The 16,223-nt window shown below is 67.5% G+C and carries 12 protein-coding genes; 7 read left to right on the top strand and 5 right to left on the bottom strand.

The window, feature by feature from the left end:
• Positions 1 to 97 precede the first annotated feature (97 nt).
• Positions 98 to 529 (bottom strand): hotdog fold thioesterase, encoded by a 432-nt coding sequence (locus QE454_RS14420; protein WP_210075211.1) that lies wholly within the window; start codon positions 527 to 529, stop codon positions 98 to 100.
• Between the two features lie 60 nt (positions 530 to 589).
• Here QE454_RS14420 and polA point away from each other — a divergent pair, with 60 nt between their 5' ends.
• The 5 genes from polA (at position 590) to QE454_RS14445 (ending at position 8,467) form a co-directional block, all read left to right on the top strand.
• The gene (polA, locus tag QE454_RS14425) at positions 590 to 3,226 is read left to right on the top strand and encodes a DNA polymerase I (protein ID WP_210075213.1); all 2,637 of its coding nucleotides are present in this window, start codon (positions 590 to 592) and stop codon (positions 3,224 to 3,226) included.
• Positions 3,227 to 3,409: 183 nt separating this feature from the next.
• The gene (locus QE454_RS14430) at positions 3,410 to 5,086 is read left to right on the top strand and encodes a DUF885 domain-containing protein (protein WP_210075215.1); all 1,677 of its coding nucleotides are present in this window, start codon (positions 3,410 to 3,412) and stop codon (positions 5,084 to 5,086) included.
• Positions 5,087 to 5,184: 98 nt separating this feature from the next.
• On the top strand, positions 5,185 to 6,255 hold the full coding sequence (locus QE454_RS14435) for an LLM class flavin-dependent oxidoreductase (protein WP_210075217.1): 1,071 nt from the start codon (positions 5,185 to 5,187) through the stop codon (positions 6,253 to 6,255).
• Positions 6,252 to 7,586 carry an MFS transporter gene (locus QE454_RS14440; protein WP_309668720.1) on the top strand — a complete coding sequence of 445 codons (1,335 nt, stop codon included), beginning with the start codon at positions 6,252 to 6,254 and terminating at the stop codon, positions 7,584 to 7,586. The genes QE454_RS14435 and QE454_RS14440 overlap by 4 nt, the downstream gene beginning before the upstream one ends.
• A gap of 116 nt (positions 7,587 to 7,702) precedes the next feature.
• The gene (locus tag QE454_RS14445) at positions 7,703 to 8,467 is read left to right on the top strand and encodes an SGNH/GDSL hydrolase family protein (RefSeq protein WP_307460305.1); all 765 of its coding nucleotides are present in this window, start codon (positions 7,703 to 7,705) and stop codon (positions 8,465 to 8,467) included.
• A gap of 10 nt (positions 8,468 to 8,477) precedes the next feature.
• Here the strand turns inward: QE454_RS14445 and QE454_RS14450 are convergent, their stop codons facing one another.
• The gene (locus QE454_RS14450) at positions 8,478 to 9,545 is read right to left on the bottom strand and encodes a hypothetical protein (protein WP_307460302.1); all 1,068 of its coding nucleotides are present in this window, start codon (positions 9,543 to 9,545) and stop codon (positions 8,478 to 8,480) included.
• A gap of 75 nt (positions 9,546 to 9,620) precedes the next feature.
• Between QE454_RS14450 and QE454_RS14455 the strand changes: the two genes are divergently transcribed.
• Positions 9,621 to 10,430: an SDR family oxidoreductase gene (locus tag QE454_RS14455; RefSeq protein WP_307460298.1), complete on the top strand. Its 810-nt coding sequence runs from the start codon at positions 9,621 to 9,623 to the stop codon at positions 10,428 to 10,430.
• A gap of 81 nt (positions 10,431 to 10,511) precedes the next feature.
• Here the strand turns inward: QE454_RS14455 and QE454_RS14460 are convergent, their stop codons facing one another.
• Positions 10,512 to 10,799: a hypothetical protein gene (locus QE454_RS14460; protein ID WP_309668721.1), complete on the bottom strand. Its 288-nt coding sequence runs from the start codon at positions 10,797 to 10,799 to the stop codon at positions 10,512 to 10,514.
• A gap of 389 nt (positions 10,800 to 11,188) precedes the next feature.
• On the opposite strand from QE454_RS14460, the gene QE454_RS14465 reads away from it, so the two are divergent.
• Positions 11,189 to 11,827 carry a hypothetical protein gene (locus tag QE454_RS14465; RefSeq protein WP_307460292.1) on the top strand — a complete coding sequence of 213 codons (639 nt, stop codon included), beginning with the start codon at positions 11,189 to 11,191 and terminating at the stop codon, positions 11,825 to 11,827.
• A gap of 108 nt (positions 11,828 to 11,935) precedes the next feature.
• Here the strand turns inward: QE454_RS14465 and QE454_RS14470 are convergent, their stop codons facing one another.
• A complete protein-coding gene (locus tag QE454_RS14470) occupies positions 11,936 to 13,513 on the bottom strand; it encodes a hypothetical protein (protein WP_307460288.1) in 1,578 nt (525 codons plus the stop codon).
• Positions 13,514 to 14,017: 504 nt separating this feature from the next.
• On the bottom strand, positions 14,018 to 15,928 hold the full coding sequence (locus tag QE454_RS14475; protein WP_309668722.1) for a ricin-type beta-trefoil lectin domain protein: 1,911 nt from the start codon (positions 15,926 to 15,928) through the stop codon (positions 14,018 to 14,020).
• Between the last annotated feature and the right edge of the window lie 295 nt (positions 15,929 to 16,223).

Below are 16,223 nucleotides of genomic sequence, written 5' to 3' on the forward strand. Positions count from 1 at the left end.
TTCGTTTCGGCGTGTACCGGGTGGGGCCGGGATCGTCGGATCCACCGTGACATCGCGTCGGAGGAGAACCCTTCGACGAGCCCGGGGCCTCGCGGCGTCAGGGACGCGGGGCGTCCTTGATCATGTTGGTGATGCGGATCGTCGAGCAGCGGCGGCCCTGCTCGTCGGAGACGGCGATCTCGTGCACGGTGAGCGAGCGGCCGAGGTGGACCGGCGTGCACACGCCCGTCACGATCCCCGATGTCGCCGAACGGGTGTGCGTGGCATTGATGTCGATGCCGACGGCGAGCTTGCCCGACCCGGCGTACAGGTTCGCGGCCATCGAGCCGAGCGACTCGCCCAGCACGACGTAGGCGCCGCCGTGCAGCAGGCCGACCGGCTGCGTATTGCCCTCGACCGGCATGGTGGCGACGCTTCGCTCGACCGAGAACTCGACCCACTCGATGCCCATCTTCTCGGCCAGGGCGCCCATTCCGCGCTCCTTCGCCCAGTCGAGGCCGGAAGTCGTGTCGGGGGTCGTGGAGGTCATCATCGCCTTCGATCGGGCCGGGGCCGGGGGAGTGTCCGTGGTTCTCGTTACGCTGGAGGGGTGACGGATGCCGAAAAGCCTACTCTCCTCGTCGTCGACGGCCATTCGCTGGCGTATCGGGCGTTCTACGCCCTGCCGGTCGACAACTTCTCGACGAAGGACGGCCAGCACACCAACGGCATCTACGGCTTCCTGTCGATGTTCGTCAACCTCGTCAAGGCTGAGAAGCCCACGCACCTCGCCGTGGCGTTCGACACCTCGCGCCAGTCGTTCCGCACCCGCGAGTACGCCGAGTACAAGGCGAATCGCAGCGAGTCGCCCGCCGAGTTCAAGGGCCAGATCCCTCTCCTGCAGGACTGCCTGCGTGCGATGGGCGTGCCGGTGCTGGCGAAGGAAGACTTCGAGGCCGACGACATCCTCGCGACCCTCGCCACACAGGGTGAAGAACAGGGCTTCGAGGTGCTCGTGTGCTCGGGCGACCGCGACACGATCCAGTTGGTCACCGACGACGTGACGCTGCTCTACCCGAACGTGCAGGGCGTCTCGCAGCTCAAGCGGTACGACACCGCCGCCGTGATCGAGAAGTACGGCCTGCCGCCCGCGCAGTACCCCGAGATCGCGGCGCTGGTCGGCGAGACCAGCGACAACCTGCCGGGCGTGCCCAAGGTCGGCGAGAAGACCGCGGTCAAGTGGCTGACGCAGTGGGGCTCGCTCGACGCGCTTCTCGACAACGCCGACAAGATCACCGGTGTGGTGGGCGGCAATCTGCGAGAGCACATCGACGGCGTGCGTCGCAACCGCACCCTCAACCGTCTGCTGCGCGACGTCGAGCTGCCCGTCGGCCCGCGAGACCTCAAGATGCACCCGCTCGACGCCCAGGCGGTGCGCGACATCTTCGCGCGCCTCGAGTTCCGCACCCTGCTGCCGCGCGTGTTCGACGCGCTCGGTGGCGACGCTGGCGAGGTAGAGGAACAGCGCCCCACCGCGACCGCTCCGGCCCCCGAGCGTCTCGACGCCGAGGCCCTGGCAGCCTGGGCCGCCGCGGCCGAGGGCCCGGTCGGCGTCACTGTCACGCTCGAGGGCTCGCAGCCCACCGCGATCGGTCTCGCCTCGGCCGACGCCGCGGTCGAGACCGAGTGGACGGATGCCGTGGGCGACGCGCTCGCGTCGTGGCTGGCATCCGATGCCCCCAAGGTGTTCGCCGATGCCAAGCCGCAGATCAAGGCGCTGGCCCGCCGTGGCCTGACCGTCGGCGCTCTCGCGTTCGACGTCGTGCTCGCGGGGTGGCTCGTGCGACCGAGCTTCCCCGACAAGACGCTCGGCGACCTCGTGGAGCGCGTGCTCGACGAGAAGCTCCCCGTGGCGGATCCCACCCAGCTCGTCCCCGAGACCGAGGGGGCGACCCCCGGGCAGCTGTCGTGGTTCGCCCGCCGGGTGGCCGAGGCCCAGCGGGCCGAACTCCCCGGCCGCGTCGCCGAGGTGCTGGACGACATCGAGCTTCCCACGCTCACGGCCCTGGCCGACATGGAGCTCGCCGGCGTCGCCGTCTCGCACGAGAAGCTGTCGAGCTTCTCCGGCGAGCTGGCCGCCCGCGCCGACGCCCTGGCGCGCGACGCCTACGCAGCGATCGGCCATGAGGTCAACCTCGGCTCGCCGAAGCAGCTGCAAGAGGTGCTGTTCGACGAGCTGCAGCTGCCGAAGACCCGCAAGACGAAGAGCGGGTACACGACGGATGCCGCGGCCCTCGCCGACCTGCAAGAGAGCGCCGACCACCCCTTCCTCGACCTGCTGCTGCGCCACCGTGAGGCGACGAAGCTGAAGCAGATCATCGACGCCCTCGACGCCGCGACCGGTGCGGACGGCCGCATCCACACCACCTACGTGCAGACCGGCAGCCAGACCGGGCGTCTGTCGAGCACCGACCCGAACCTGCAGAACATCCCGATCCGCACCGAAGAGAGCCGGCGCATCCGCGCCGCGTTCGAAGTCGGCGAGGGCTACGAGACGCTGCTCACGGCCGACTACTCGCAGATCGAGATGCGCATCATGGCGCACCTCTCCGGCGACCCGGGGCTCATCGAGGCGTTCAACTCCGGTGAAGACCTCCACCGCTTCGTCGGCGCGCGCGTCTTCGGCGTCGAACCCGAGGACGTCACCCCGGCGATGCGCACCAAGGTCAAGGCGATGTCGTACGGCCTCGTCTACGGGCTCTCGGCGTTCGGTCTGTCGAAGCAGCTGCGCATCGAGCAGTCCGAAGCCAAGAAGCTCATGCTCGAGTACTTCGCCCGCTTCGGCGCGGTGCGCGATTACCTGCGGGGCTCGGTCGAGCAGGCGCGGCAGGACGGCTACACCGAGACGATCTTCGGTCGGCGTCGCCCGTTCCCCGACCTCACGAGCATGAACCGCGTCCTTCGCGAGAACGCCGAGCGCGCGGCTCTCAACGCCCCCATCCAGGGCAGCGCCGCCGACATCATGAAGGTCGCCCTGTTCCGTATCCGCGACGAGCTCGCGGCCGCGGGCCTGCGTTCGCGCGTGCTGCTGCAGATCCATGACGAGCTCGTCGTCGAGGTGGCGGCGGGGGAGTGGGATGCCGTCGAGCAGATCGTCCGCGCACGCATGGCCGACGCAGCCGATCTCTCCGTACCGCTCGACGTGCAGATCGGCCGCGGCGGCGATTGGGACGAAGCGGGGCACTAGCGGCCCCGGCCGCCCGCGAACCTACAGCCCGGCGAACCGGCTGACCGGAGGAGATCCCGAGAACGGGAGCACCCACGGTGGCCACAGGCTCCTCCGTTCCCGGATCTCCTCCCGTCAGCTCACTCCGCACCGCTGCGCACGGGGGGACGTGCGGACCGGTCCCAGCTTCCCTAGGCTCGGAGGATGACTGACGCACAACGCACCCCCACGCCGATCGACACGATCGCCGACGCGTGGGTCGACACCCTGGCCGAGCGTAAACCGACTCGCGCGACCTACATCGGGCGTTTCGAGCACAACGGACGCTTCGGCGACTACAGCCCCCAGGGTGCCGAGGCCCTCATCGCCGACGCCCGCGCGAGCAAAGCGGCCCTCGACGGCGCCGACGCAGTCGATGCGATCGACACCGTCACCAAGATGGACCTGGGCCGCGAGCTCGCGCTGATGATCGAGCAGCACGAGGCGAAGACGCACCTGCGCGACCTGAACGTCATCGCGTCTCCCGCGCAGGACATCCGCTCGACCTTCGACCTCATGCCGACGGCGACCGTCGACGATTGGTCGACCATCTCGGCGCGACTCAAGGCCCTGCCGGGCGCGATCGACGGCTACATCTCGACCCTTCGTCAGGGCATCAGCGAGGGCATCGTTCCCGCTCGCCGCCAGGTGACCGAGGTGGTCACGCAGATCGCCCGCTACACCTCCGACACGGGGTTCTTCGCCGAGTTCGTGGGCGAGGCTTCTCCCGACGAGGGCCAGCTGCCGGCATCCCTCGCTCGAGACCTCTCGACCCACGCCAACGCCGCACGCGTCGCGTACGACTCGCTGGCGTCGTTCCTGTCGTCGGAGCTCGCTCCCGTGGCGGGCGAGACCGACGCGGTCGGGCGCGAGATGTACGCGCTGCACTCCCGGCACTTCCTGGGCGCCGAGATCGACCTCGACGAGACCTATGAGTGGGGCGTCGAGGAACTCGCGCGCATGGTCGCCGAGCAGGAGGCCATCGCGAACGAGATCCTGCCCGGCGCCAGCGTCGAAGAGGCGGTGGCCTTCCTCGAGAAGGACGAGTCGCGCAAGCTCCGCGGCACGAAGGCCCTGCAGGAATGGATGCAGCGAACGAGCGACAAGGCCGTCGAGGAACTCGGTCGCACGCACTTCGACATCGCCGAACCCATCCGCAACCTCGAGTGCATGATCGCGCCCACGAATGAGGGCGGGATCTACTACACCGGCCCGACCGACGACTTCTCGCGACCGGGACGCATGTGGTGGTCGGTTCCCCAGGGCGTCGACACGTTCGACACCTGGCGCGAGCTGACCACGGTCTACCACGAGGGCGTTCCCGGGCACCACCTCCAGATCGCGCAGGCCGTGTACAACCGCGCCCAGCTCAACTCGTGGCGTCGCCTTCTCGCGGGCACGAGCGGCCACGCCGAGGGCTGGGCGCTCTATGCCGAGCGCCTCATGGAGCAGCTGGGATACCTCGACGATCCCGCCGATCGCCTCGGCATGCTCGACGGGCAGCGCATGCGCGCCGCCCGCGTGGTGCTCGACATCGGCGTGCACCTGCAGAAGCCGCGACTGGACGGCACCGGCGTGTGGGACCACGACTACGCTCTGGCGTTCATGATGAAGAACGTGAACATGAGCGAGGAGTTCGTGCGCTTCGAGGTGAACCGCTACCTCGGCTGGCCCGGACAGGCGCCGTCGTACAAGGTCGGTCAGCGCATCTGGGAGCAGGTGCGCGACGAAGAGGAGCAACGCCGCGGCTCCGACTTCTCGATGAAGCAGTTCCACACGCGCGCGCTGGACATCGGCGGGGTCGGTCTCGACACGCTGCGCGCAGCGCTGGCATCCGCCTGATCTCCCCGAGGGGCGTCGCCGAGTCGGCGCCCCTCGGCGATGCGGGGGAATACCCCGTCGTCGCGTAAAGTTCATTCATCCGAATGCAAGGAGACCCCATGGACGCCCGTTCCCTCGAGCTCGGCCTCGACACCTTCGGAGACATCTCGCGCGCCCCCGACGGGTCGCTGCTGTCCGATGCACAGACCATCCGAAACGTCGTGGACCAGGCCGTTCTGGCCGACGAGGTCGGTCTGTCGTTCTTCGGAGTGGGCGAGCACCACCGCAAGGACTTCGCGGTCACGAGCCCCGAGATCGTCCTGGCCGCAGCCGCCGCGCGGACGAAGAGCATCCACCTCGGCACCGCGGTGACCGTGCTATCGAGCGACGACCCCGTGCGCGTGTACGAGCGCTTCGCCACCCTGGATGCCATCTCGAACGGACGCGCCGAGGTCATCCTCGGGAGGGGCTCGTTCATCGAGTCGTTCCCCCTCTTCGGCTACGACCTCGCCGATTACGAGCAGCTGTTCGAAGAGAAGCTGGAGCTGTTCTCGCACCTGCTGACCGAGAAGCCCGTCACCTGGTCGGGTCGCACGCGCGCCGCGCTCCAGGATGCCGATGTGTACCCCAAGACCGAGACGGGTCTGACCGCGTGGGTCGGCGTCGGCGGCTCACCGGAGTCGGTCGTGCGCACGGCCCGCTACGGCTACGGTCTCGTGCTCGCCATTATCGGCGGCTCGGCTGCCCGCTTCCGCCCCTACGCCGATCTGTATCGCCGTTCCCTGGCAGAGCTCGGCAAACCCCAGATGCCGATCTCGGTGCACTCGCCCGGCCACGTCGCCGAGACCGACGAGCAGGCGTGGGACGAGGCTTTCGAGGGCGTCGCGGAGCTCAACAACACCATCGGCCGTGAGCGCGGCTGGCCCGAGTACAACCGCATGCGCTTCCAGCACGACGTGGGCCCCGAGGGGTCGCTGTACGTCGGTTCGCCCGAGACCGTCGCCCGCAAGATCGCCGCGACCGTGCGGGCACTGGGCAACTCACGCTTCCAGATGAAGATCGCGAGCGGGTCCATCTCGCACGACCGGCTCCTGTCGAGCATCGAGTTGTACGGCACCAAGGTGCGTCCTCTCGTCGAAGAGATGCTCGCCGACACCCCCGCGTCGGCCGACGCCCCCGGCATCCGGTGACCACGACCACCGACACCATTCGGGTGTCCGAACGTCTCGACGCGCTGCCGTTCACCCGTCGTCACGGGCGGATTCTGGGCGGGTCGGGTCTGGGGTGGGCCCTGGATGCCATGGACGTGGGCCTCATCTCGTTCGTCATCGCCGCGCTCAGCGTGCAGTGGCAGTTGGCGCCGACGCAGGCGTCGTGGATCGCGTCGGCGGGCTTCGCCGGCATGGCGATCGGGGCGAGCGTCGGCGGGCTTTTGGCCGATCGGTTCGGTCGGCGTCACGTCTTCGCGCTGACTCTGCTGGTGTACGGCGTGGCCACCGGTGCGAGTGCACTGGTGGGCGGTCTGGCAGCGCTGCTCGTGCTCCGCTTCGTCGTCGGTCTCGGCCTCGGGGCCGAGCTGCCGGTGGCCTCGACCTACGTCAGCGAGTTCGCACCCGCGCGCATGCGGGGGCGGCTCATCGTTTTCCTCGAGGCGTTCTGGGCCGTCGGGTGGACCGCAGCCGCCCTCATCGGCTATCTCGTCGTGCCGTCGTCCGCCGATGGCTGGCGCTGGGCCTTCGCGCTCGGTGCGATCCCCGCCGTGTACGCGTTGGTCGTGCGATGGGGTCTGCCCGAGTCTCCGCGTTGGCTGGCTTCGCGCGGACGCAACGCCGAGGCGATCGTCATCGTGCGGGATCTGGAGGCCGCGGCCGGTCGGATCGCGCTCGAGGCCTCGACGGAGGGGGCCTCGGCATCCACTCCGGCCCCGCGACCGCGCGTGAGCGCGCTCTGGGCGCCGGCGCTCCGCGCCCGCACCGTGGCCCTGTGGGTGCTGTGGTTCTGCGTGAACTTCTCGTACTACGGGGCGTTCATCTGGATCCCGACCATCCTCGTCGCCCAGGGGTACGACCTCGTGCGTTCGTTCGGTTTCACCCTCGTCATCACGCTCGCGCAGTTGCCCGGTTACGCGGTCGCCGCCTGGCTCATCGAGGTCTGGGGGCGGCGCGCGACACTCGCGGCCTTCCTCGCCGGTTCCGCGGTGGCCGCGGTGCTCTTCGGCACCGCGACCGGTGAGGTCGCGGTGATCGCCGCGGGCATGGCGCTGTCGTTCTTCAACCTCGGCGCCTGGGGCGCACTCTATGCCGCGACCCCCGAGACGTACCCCACGCCGCTGCGCGCCACCGGCTCCGGCTGGGCCGCGGGCGTCGGGCGGATTGCGTCGATTCTCGCGCCGCTCGCCGTGCCGCCGTTGCTCGGATTCGGGGGCGCCCCGCTGCTGTTCATCGTTTTCGCGGCGTTCTTCGCGGTGGCCGTGGTGGCGGCACTGTTCCTGCGCGAGCAGCGCGGGCGGGCTCTCGCCTAGATCACCCCGAGGCGTCGCGGAGGTGTTCTCCGCTCGGGCCTCCGGCCGCACGACGGGACCCGTCCCGGAGGGCAGCCGTTGCCTGCGACCGGATCGCGCCCGCGTAGGCTCGAGCCATGGCATCCGTCCGCTACGTCGCGATCGGCGACTCGTTCACCGAAGGCGTGGGCGACGAACTGCCCGACGGCACCGTCCGGGGCTGGGCCGATCTGGCGGCGCAGGGATGGGCGGATGCCGCGGGGGAGCCGATCGAATACGCGAACCTCGCGATCCGCGGCAGGCTCATCGAGCCGATCGTCTCGCAGCAGCTCGAACCCGCTCTCGCGATGAAGCCGACCCACCTGTCGTTCAACGGCGGCGGCAACGACATGCTGCGTCCGCGGACGGGCATCGACCGCATCGTCGACCTCTTCGACCACGTCGTGCGCCGCTGCGATGAAGAGGGCGTGAAGCTCATCGTGCTGTCGGGCGCGAACCCCACGGCCGGGCTTCCTCTCGGCAGGGTCATCGAAGCCCGCGGTGATCGCCTCTCGCGCGCCGTCGAGAAGCGCCTCGAGGGCCGGTCCGATGTGATCACGGCGTACAACTGGTTCGACCGCAAGCTCGCGGGCGGGGAGTTCTGGTCGGTCGACCGGCTGCACATGAATGCGCGCGGTCATCACCGGGTCGCCGCGCGCGTGATCGAGTCGGTCGGCCTCACCCCGCCCGCGGAGTGGTGGAACCTGCGCGAGATCCCCGAGACCCAGCGGCTGAAGGGCTCGGCGTACTACCGAGAGCACGTCGCCCCGTGGGTGCGCCGGCGGCTGACCGGCACCTCATCGGGAGACAACCGGCAAGCGAAGTTCGGCGGCGGGTGGGTGGAGCTCACGCCGAGCTGGTGAGCTCGAGCGCTCACGGCGCGCGGCACTCCGCGGTCAGCGAGAAGTGCAGCAATCCGTCGATGCTCGAGCGATCCCGAGCCGACAGGCGCATCACGCCGTTGCACCGAAGGTCTTCTTGCATGGCCCGGTCTTTCGCGTAGCCCTCGGCGTCCCATGCCGCCAGGATCGCCTCGTAGGAGGCGGCGTTGTCGTCCGTGCGGATGGCGAGGTCGTACGCGGTCGTTCCGTCGCAGGGGAGATCGGAGGCGAGCGGGGCCGACAGCGGCGCCCCTTCGGCATCCGTCACCGTCCCACCCGCGGCATCGAGAGTTCGCTGCACCATCCGGGCGACCTCGGTCCGCGCGTCCGTCGCGGGCGCGGGGGCAGGGCCTTCGTCCGGGTCGGCGGAGACGGTGGGAACCGGGAGGGGCTGTTCGTCCGCGTCGATACCGCCCGCGAGACCGCAGCTCGTCTCGGTGACGAGTCGCGGCAGGACGAACGACGGCGGAGAGGACGTGCTGAGCCGTTCCCCCACGCTCTGAAAGGTGTTCCAGACACGGAGGGTGTCGCCTTCGGTCACCGCGATGTACGACTGCTGCTGAAAGGGCTTGTGACCGTCGTCGACCTCGGTACGGCCGACCGATGTCCCGATCAGGCCGTCCAAGCGGCGAACGCTGCCGGAGGCCGCGAAGAGGAAGCTGCGCTCGGTCACGACGTACCCGGTTTCGCATCCGTTCGCGACGATCGGGGTGACCGAGTCATCGGTCAACGAGAAGGCGAGACCGCCCAGCGCCATCGCCCCGATGGCGATCGCCCGGAGCGGTCCCAAGAGTAGCCACCACCACCTCCGCGCGGGAACGGCGAACACGATCACGGCGAGCGAGACGATGGCTGCCGCGATGCTTCCGGTGACGATGACTTCGCCCGTCCAGGGACCCACCACCACCTCACGGGCGTCTACGCTGTCAAGCGAGACAGGCCAGACGACGACGATCAGCGCGAGCAGCAGCAGGTAGATCACGCTCGCCGCGACCACCGTCCACCGCCGCACCACGCGCACACGGCGATCCAACACCCGCTTTGTTTCGTCATCCCCCACGGGATCACCCTCGCAGCATGCCCTGGACAACCCCCGCACACCGAACCCATGGGATCCGAGGCGCATGATGAGACCATGACTCTCGCACTCGTCACCGGAACCACCAGCGGCATCGGCCTGCACACCGCGATCCAGCTCGCGCAACGGGGAGTGACGGTGGTCGCCACCGTCCGCGACACCGCGCGCGCCGACGCCCTGCGCTCCGCGGCATCCGAAGCGGGTGTCGAGCTCGACATCCGGGCGCTGGATGTGACGGATGCCGAGGCCGCCCGCGCCCTGATCGAGGCCGCGGGCCCCGTGGACATCCTCGTGAACAACGCCGGGCGCGGCGCGGTGGGCACGCTCGAGCAGGTGAGCGACGACGAGCTGCAGGAGCAGCTCGAGACGAACTACCTGTCGGTCGCGCGTCTGACCCGTCTCGTCCTCCCCGGGATGCGTGAGCGGGGGAGCGGCCGCATCGTGACCGTGACGAGCGTCGGGGGAGCGGTGGGGCAACCGTTCTCCGACGCGTACTGCGGCGCGAAGTTCGCCGTCGAGGGTCTCATGCAGTCGCTCGCCCCGGTGGTCGCCCCCTTCGGAGTCGATGTGTCGATCGTCGAACCGGCCGCCGTCGCCTCGTCCTTCGTCGCCTCGGTGCATCGCGCCGCCCCCGGCCCGTACGCGGAACTGCAGCAGGCGTACCTCGACCGCGCGGCGACCTCGTTCGCATCGGCGCAGTCGGCGGAGGACGCCGCGAAGACCGTCGTCGAGGCCGCCACCACCTCGGCCCCGCGGTTCCGCTGGCAGACCTCGGATGCCGCGACCCAGTTCGCCGGCCTGTCGCTGGGCGACCTGGACGGTTCGCGCGTGCTGGGCGTGACGGCAGGGTGGGTGCGGAGTGACTGAGCGACACCCCTGCCCTGAGCGTGGGCGGTATGACGCGCGTCTGGCTGGATTCGACGGAGTGGGACTGATGCGGTGACCCGTTCACCCTGAGTGACGAAGTGGACTTCGTCGTTCATAGACACGGTTACGGCCGTCGAAGGTGGGGTCGTCGTATCCCTTCGCCCACGTCTTGAAGGCGCGCCAGGCCTCGTCGTCGTGAGGCCGGCCTGCGCGACGGACGATCTCGCGCTCTTCCAGCCTGCGCAGGCGTTCCGCCGGGTCCAACGTGACGAAGACGATCGCGTCGCACTCGGCGACGACCGACTCACCCCACCCGAGCATCGACCCTGACAGCACCCAGGCGGGACGGGACACGAACGTCTCGCGCATCAACGCCACCCTCTGCGCTTCTTCCCTTTTGCGGAGGAACGGGGGAGTGGTCGGCATCCACAAGTTAGTCGTCCGCGTCGGCATGCGGCACCGCCCATCGTGCGGCCAGCGCGTGACCGAGGGTCGTGGTTCCGCTGCCGCTCGCACCCAGGGTGTGCACGCGTGAAGGACGCATCTCGTCGATCTCCGTCAGGACCGGGGGCTGTCGGTGTGGCCGCCTTCGGCACGCAAGGCATGGCCGGCATTCGCGGGGACCGGAAGGCTGCGGGGGGGGCTTTGTGCGCGGCGGCAATCACTCATCGAATTTTCATGAACACGCCGTGCGGATGGCGAAGAGCCTGCCGTAGTGTTATCGACCGATAACAACACTTCCTGCCCTGAGGACTGCGATGACGCTCGACCTGCCCCCCTTCCGCCATCACCCGATCGGCCGGTTGGCGGCCGGCCTTACCACCTGTGTGATCGCAGCCGCCCTCCTCGCCGGGTGCGCGACCGCCGCAGACGTCTCCGGCGACAGCTTCACCCCGGATGACACCGGGTCGATAGATGACACGGGCATCTCCGGCGACGCAGGGTCGGCCTCGACGAGACCCTTCCCGCACATCACGAGCTGCGAGCAGGTGACCGACGTGATCCCGTCCTTCGTGAGCGGGATGACGCTCGTCGGCGAAAGCATCGCCGATGATGGAGTCCTCTGCCAGTGGTCGGCACCTGACGACGGACCCTTCGCCAGCGTGACCGTGAGCGCCGCTGACGACATCCCGACCCGCGATGCGCTGGCGATGCAGGGCAAGATGCTACACCTGACCCCGACCCCCATCGACGACCCCCGCCTCGACGGCGTCAGTGGTCTCGGCATCCGGTGGACGACGGACGGCGCCGCCGACAGTCCGGGATACTCGAACGTCTACGTTCCCGGGGTGTCGATCGAACTGCACGATGGCCGACACGATGATTCGGGCAGCGAGTCCTACGCGCCTGCTGACGACACCACAGTGACCGTCGCGCTGGCCGTTCTCGGCCTCTGACACCGTTCGCCCACATCCAGCATCGAACACAGCAACGCCGCAGGGCGTCTCAGCCGGCTTCGCTCACCTGCCGAAGCCCGTGGGCGCTTGCCTCCGGTGCAGCTTGCCCTATAGGACGAGACCGCTGTAGTCAGAGCGCCAGGGCCCGTACTGATAATCGACGGAGTAGCTCAGCTGCCCATCCCAGACACAGGAGCCGTCCGAGGCTTTCCGTGTCATGTACGGACAGATCACGGGCGACCAGACGACCCCTGCGTCCGATTGCTGGCCCGAACTGGAGATCGTCCAGAAATACAGTCCGCTGGTGGATTGATCCGTCGTTCGAGCAACGCGCTGCGCACCACCGACAGAAACGTCCACGATAAAGTGCCCATCAAGAACGAGGTTGTAACGGAGTACGCCTTCGTCATCGACAACGTCATACTGAAGCATGGCGCCGTTTGAAAGGACCACGAGAACGCTGGGAATGAACCAGTAGGGATTCCATGTGCTCATCTTCGGACCCGTGGCTATCACGGTGGGCTGGACTCCACTGGGCAGGCGTGGGGTAGGGAGAAGCACCGGATCCAACGACTGCGTCCGCTCGCCGACGGCTATCGCCCCCCAGACCCATATGGCCCCACTGTTGTCGAGTGCGACGGAGTAGTCGCCACCGGACGAAACCTGCACGATGCGACCGGCAGTCGACGGCATGGCAACCTGGTACGGCCGGAGACGGTCCTGATATCTGTGGTCACCCACTTGGCCATCACCACCGTCACCCCAGGACCAGACGCTGCCGCCCCATCCCGTCGCGATGACATGGCTGCCCATTGACGAGATGGAGAGGACACGTAGATCCGGAATCACATGCGGCCTGGTTGTGCTGTCGACACTGCCGTCTCCGAGCTGCCCATCGGTGTTCATACCCCAGGCCCACACCGCACCGTTCTGATCGATGACGAACATCGTCTGAGAGTCGCCGAGTATCTGCCCAAGGGACCCAACTTCCACACCATCGGGAAACATCACGCGCTGGGGGAGCACCTGATTGTCGGTGTTGCCGATCCCGAGATTGCCGACGTTGTATCCCCACATCCAGAGCGTCCCATCATCAAGGAGGGCAGCAGACCACATATTGCCGGTCGCGATCTGCACGGCGGTTCGGCCAGATGGGAGGATCGTCCGCTGAGGTGTGTCGGTCGAGGTGGTCGTACCGTCACCGAAAGCACCTTTCCCGTTGTATCCCCACGCCCAGACGTACCCGTTCTCATCGATCGCCAACGTGTGTTTCAGCCCCGCCGAAACTCGTGCATAGCGCAGGTGGCGCCCACTCGGATTCGGATCGGTGAAAGAGGTGTTCGACCCGGTGTAGAGATCTTTCGCGGGGTAGGAGCCCACGTGACGGGTGACCCGGTAGTTGATCCCCGACGTGACGTTGTTCGCGGTCGCCCAGGTCTGTGACGTCGCACTGTCCCACGAGAGCGTGTTGCCGGTGGACGCACTCCAGCTGTTGCGGAAGTTCTGGGGCGCGCCGAGCGTCGCCGACCCGAGAGAATTCCCTGACCTTGACTCGGAGTCGGTAAACCAGGCTCCCGTGTGCGAGGCGGGGGCGATGGCACCAGCCGCGGCCACAACGATCAGCGTCGCAGCGAGAAGCCTGCTCGTCGCGAAGAGACCGGATCGCCGGATGGTTGGTCGTCGCATGCACGCTCCTTGAGTCGTCTGCCGAGCGCAAGCCCGGCCTCGTGGGCACGTCAGCGTCGCCGCATCGTTCGTGAAACGGCGCGCCTGAAACCCGGCCCGCGGTACATATCGGGTTGAATCGGGCCGGAGTGGACTATATCGGAAAATACGGTATTGCGCGGCGGCGTTGCTCAACAGTCATCAGCGGAGGAGCACGCCAGCAGCACTGGCGCAGGAAGAGCCATGTCGCAGGGGTAGCCGAGCGCATCATGCGGCGACGGCATCCGCGGCGCCTCCCCGTTGCCACGCGAGACAATGGGGCCGCGGGCGGCGAGCTCAGTTCGAGATCTCCGCGCGGAGCCCCCCGATACGGGGAGTGCTCGATATCGCCCGCCTCTCACAAGCTGACATAATGTGCATTATCGGTGGTATCACGAATGCCCGGGGACGCACAGATCTGTGCGTCCCCGGGCATTCGCGTGAGGACTCACGTACCGGAGCTGGATGAGGGACGAGCCAACGCGGTCACGTGAGCTTCCACGTCTGGGACGGGCTCCCGTCGCAGGTGTCGATGCGTTGCTGCGTACCCGCCGTTGCCTTGCGGCTCGGATCCGAGAGGCACAGCTTCGACGAGGGGTTGTACATCGATCCGTCATCCCGAGGAACCCACCACTGGTAGCCGAGCCCGTTGCATTCCCACAGCTGGACGACGCTGCCTGGCGTGTTCCCCTTCATGTCGAGGCACTTTCCGTTTGCGCGGAACGTTCCGTCAGACCACGTCGACCACTTCTGGCCCGACGACGACGAGTCGCACGCCGCCAGGACGACCGGCGTACCTTGATCGCTACTGTTCCCCTGGATCGTCAAACACATGCCACTGCTTCCCGGCCCTCCCACGACGGCCGCACCCGTCTGCGCCGGCGTGGACGCCGCTGTGACGGACGCTGACGGCGCCGACCACGCGAGGTACTGGTAAGAAACCGCATACGTGACCCGGCCAAGGAAAGGGCAGTACCCCGCGGAGTTCGGAGTACCTCCGTCGTCGCACGTGGTGAAAGTCGCTCCCCCGTCCTGATAGGTCAATCCGGTGGCCGCGATGACGGGGTACGGATAGGTGGAGTACTGAGCGTCACCGTTTCCGAAGACCGGGGTCGAAGGCAAGTTCCCACCCCACGCCCAGAACGTCCCATTCTGGTCCACGGCATAGCTCTGGACGCTCCCAGAACTCAACTCCAGAACTTTATACGAAACCCGATCTGGATTGTACGTCTTCACCGGCACATTGCTGTCGACTTTCGAGCCATTACCCAGTGCCCCCTGTTCCCCCCAGCCCGCCATATAAATGGTCCCGTCTGAAGCAATGGCGCCGATCGTGTCATAACCAACCGAGATATTGGTCCAGGTCTTGTCGGCCGGAACTTGAAACTTCTGTAGATAGGCGTACGAGGAATCTCTCCCTACGGGCCGGGCGGCTCCCAACTGGCCCCTTCTGTTGGACCCGGCAGTCCAGACGGTGTTGTTGTTCAGCAGGATCGCCGTGTTGTCGCTGTAACTCGAAATTTTCACGGCTGCGGTGCCAGCCGGAAGAATGGCTTGCACGGGATCGACCGACGGGTCGAAAGTTCCGTTGGCGAGTTGCCCATACTGGTTCGAAGCGTTACCGCCGACGGACCACACCGTACCGTCGCTCGCGAGAACCATCGCACCTTTCGTGAGTTGGACGACTTGGCGACCCCCGGGGAGACTCAACGCGGTGAGGCTCCCGTCAACCGGCCCCCGCCAGACGACACCGTTCGCATCGAGCATACGGACGGTGAACCCGTCGTATGTCGCCGAGACAATTTTCGTTGACGTGGGTGCGGAGAACAGTCGTGGAGTCGCCGAACCGCTGCGATACCCCCAGATCCATACCGTTCCATCGGCTGCAACGGCTGCTGCAGAGGAAAGGCTGTAAGAAAAATTCACGATGGTGCGATCACCCGGGACCGTCACTTTCATCGGGTACTTGTTGAGAGTGGTGTTCGTTCCGAGCGCTCCATAATGGTCCTCCCATCCCCACGTGTAGAGGGTGCCGTGATCGATGGCCCCGGCGACGTTGCCACCGACACTGAAGGTCGACTGCGTCTGCCACGTCTTGGCCAAGGGATACGGGTCACTCGCCGTCGTTCCGCTTCCGGAATACACGGTGGTGGCGTTCTTTCCGTCAATCGTGCGCGTCACCGCGTACGAGACGCCGGACGACACAGAGTTCGCAGTGGCCCAGTTTTGCTGCTGAGCATCGACCCATCGCGCGTTTACACCGTCGTCGCGGCTCGTCGCCGACAAGCCCGAAACAGCTCCGAGCGACGCCGCGCTGACGGAGTTGTCGCCCTGACTCTGTTTTGCGGTGAACCACGCGCCGGTATCGCCCGCGGGCGCGACGAAGCCGACGCCCAACACTGCCGCCACGGCGGTCAGGACGAGGGCGACACGGCGCCACGTTCGCGGCGACGCGCGGACGCCGTGAGTGAGCGCGATCGGGTCATGGCTGCTCCTAGAGCTTTCACCGACCTTGCGACTTGCAGGAAGCAGACGGAACGTCGTGGGATGAATAAGCGGGACGAGACGTGGCGGACGGCTCCTCGGTGCGTCCTCGGAGACTGCACTTCGGGGCGCCGACATCAAAGCGCAACGGCTCATGTCAAAGCCTGGTTGCGCGACGATTTGGACAGCTCCACAATAGCGGAACGAA

This window comes from Microbacterium sp. SORGH_AS_0454, assembly GCF_031453395.1.
Classification (GTDB): domain Bacteria; phylum Actinomycetota; class Actinomycetes; order Actinomycetales; family Microbacteriaceae; genus Microbacterium.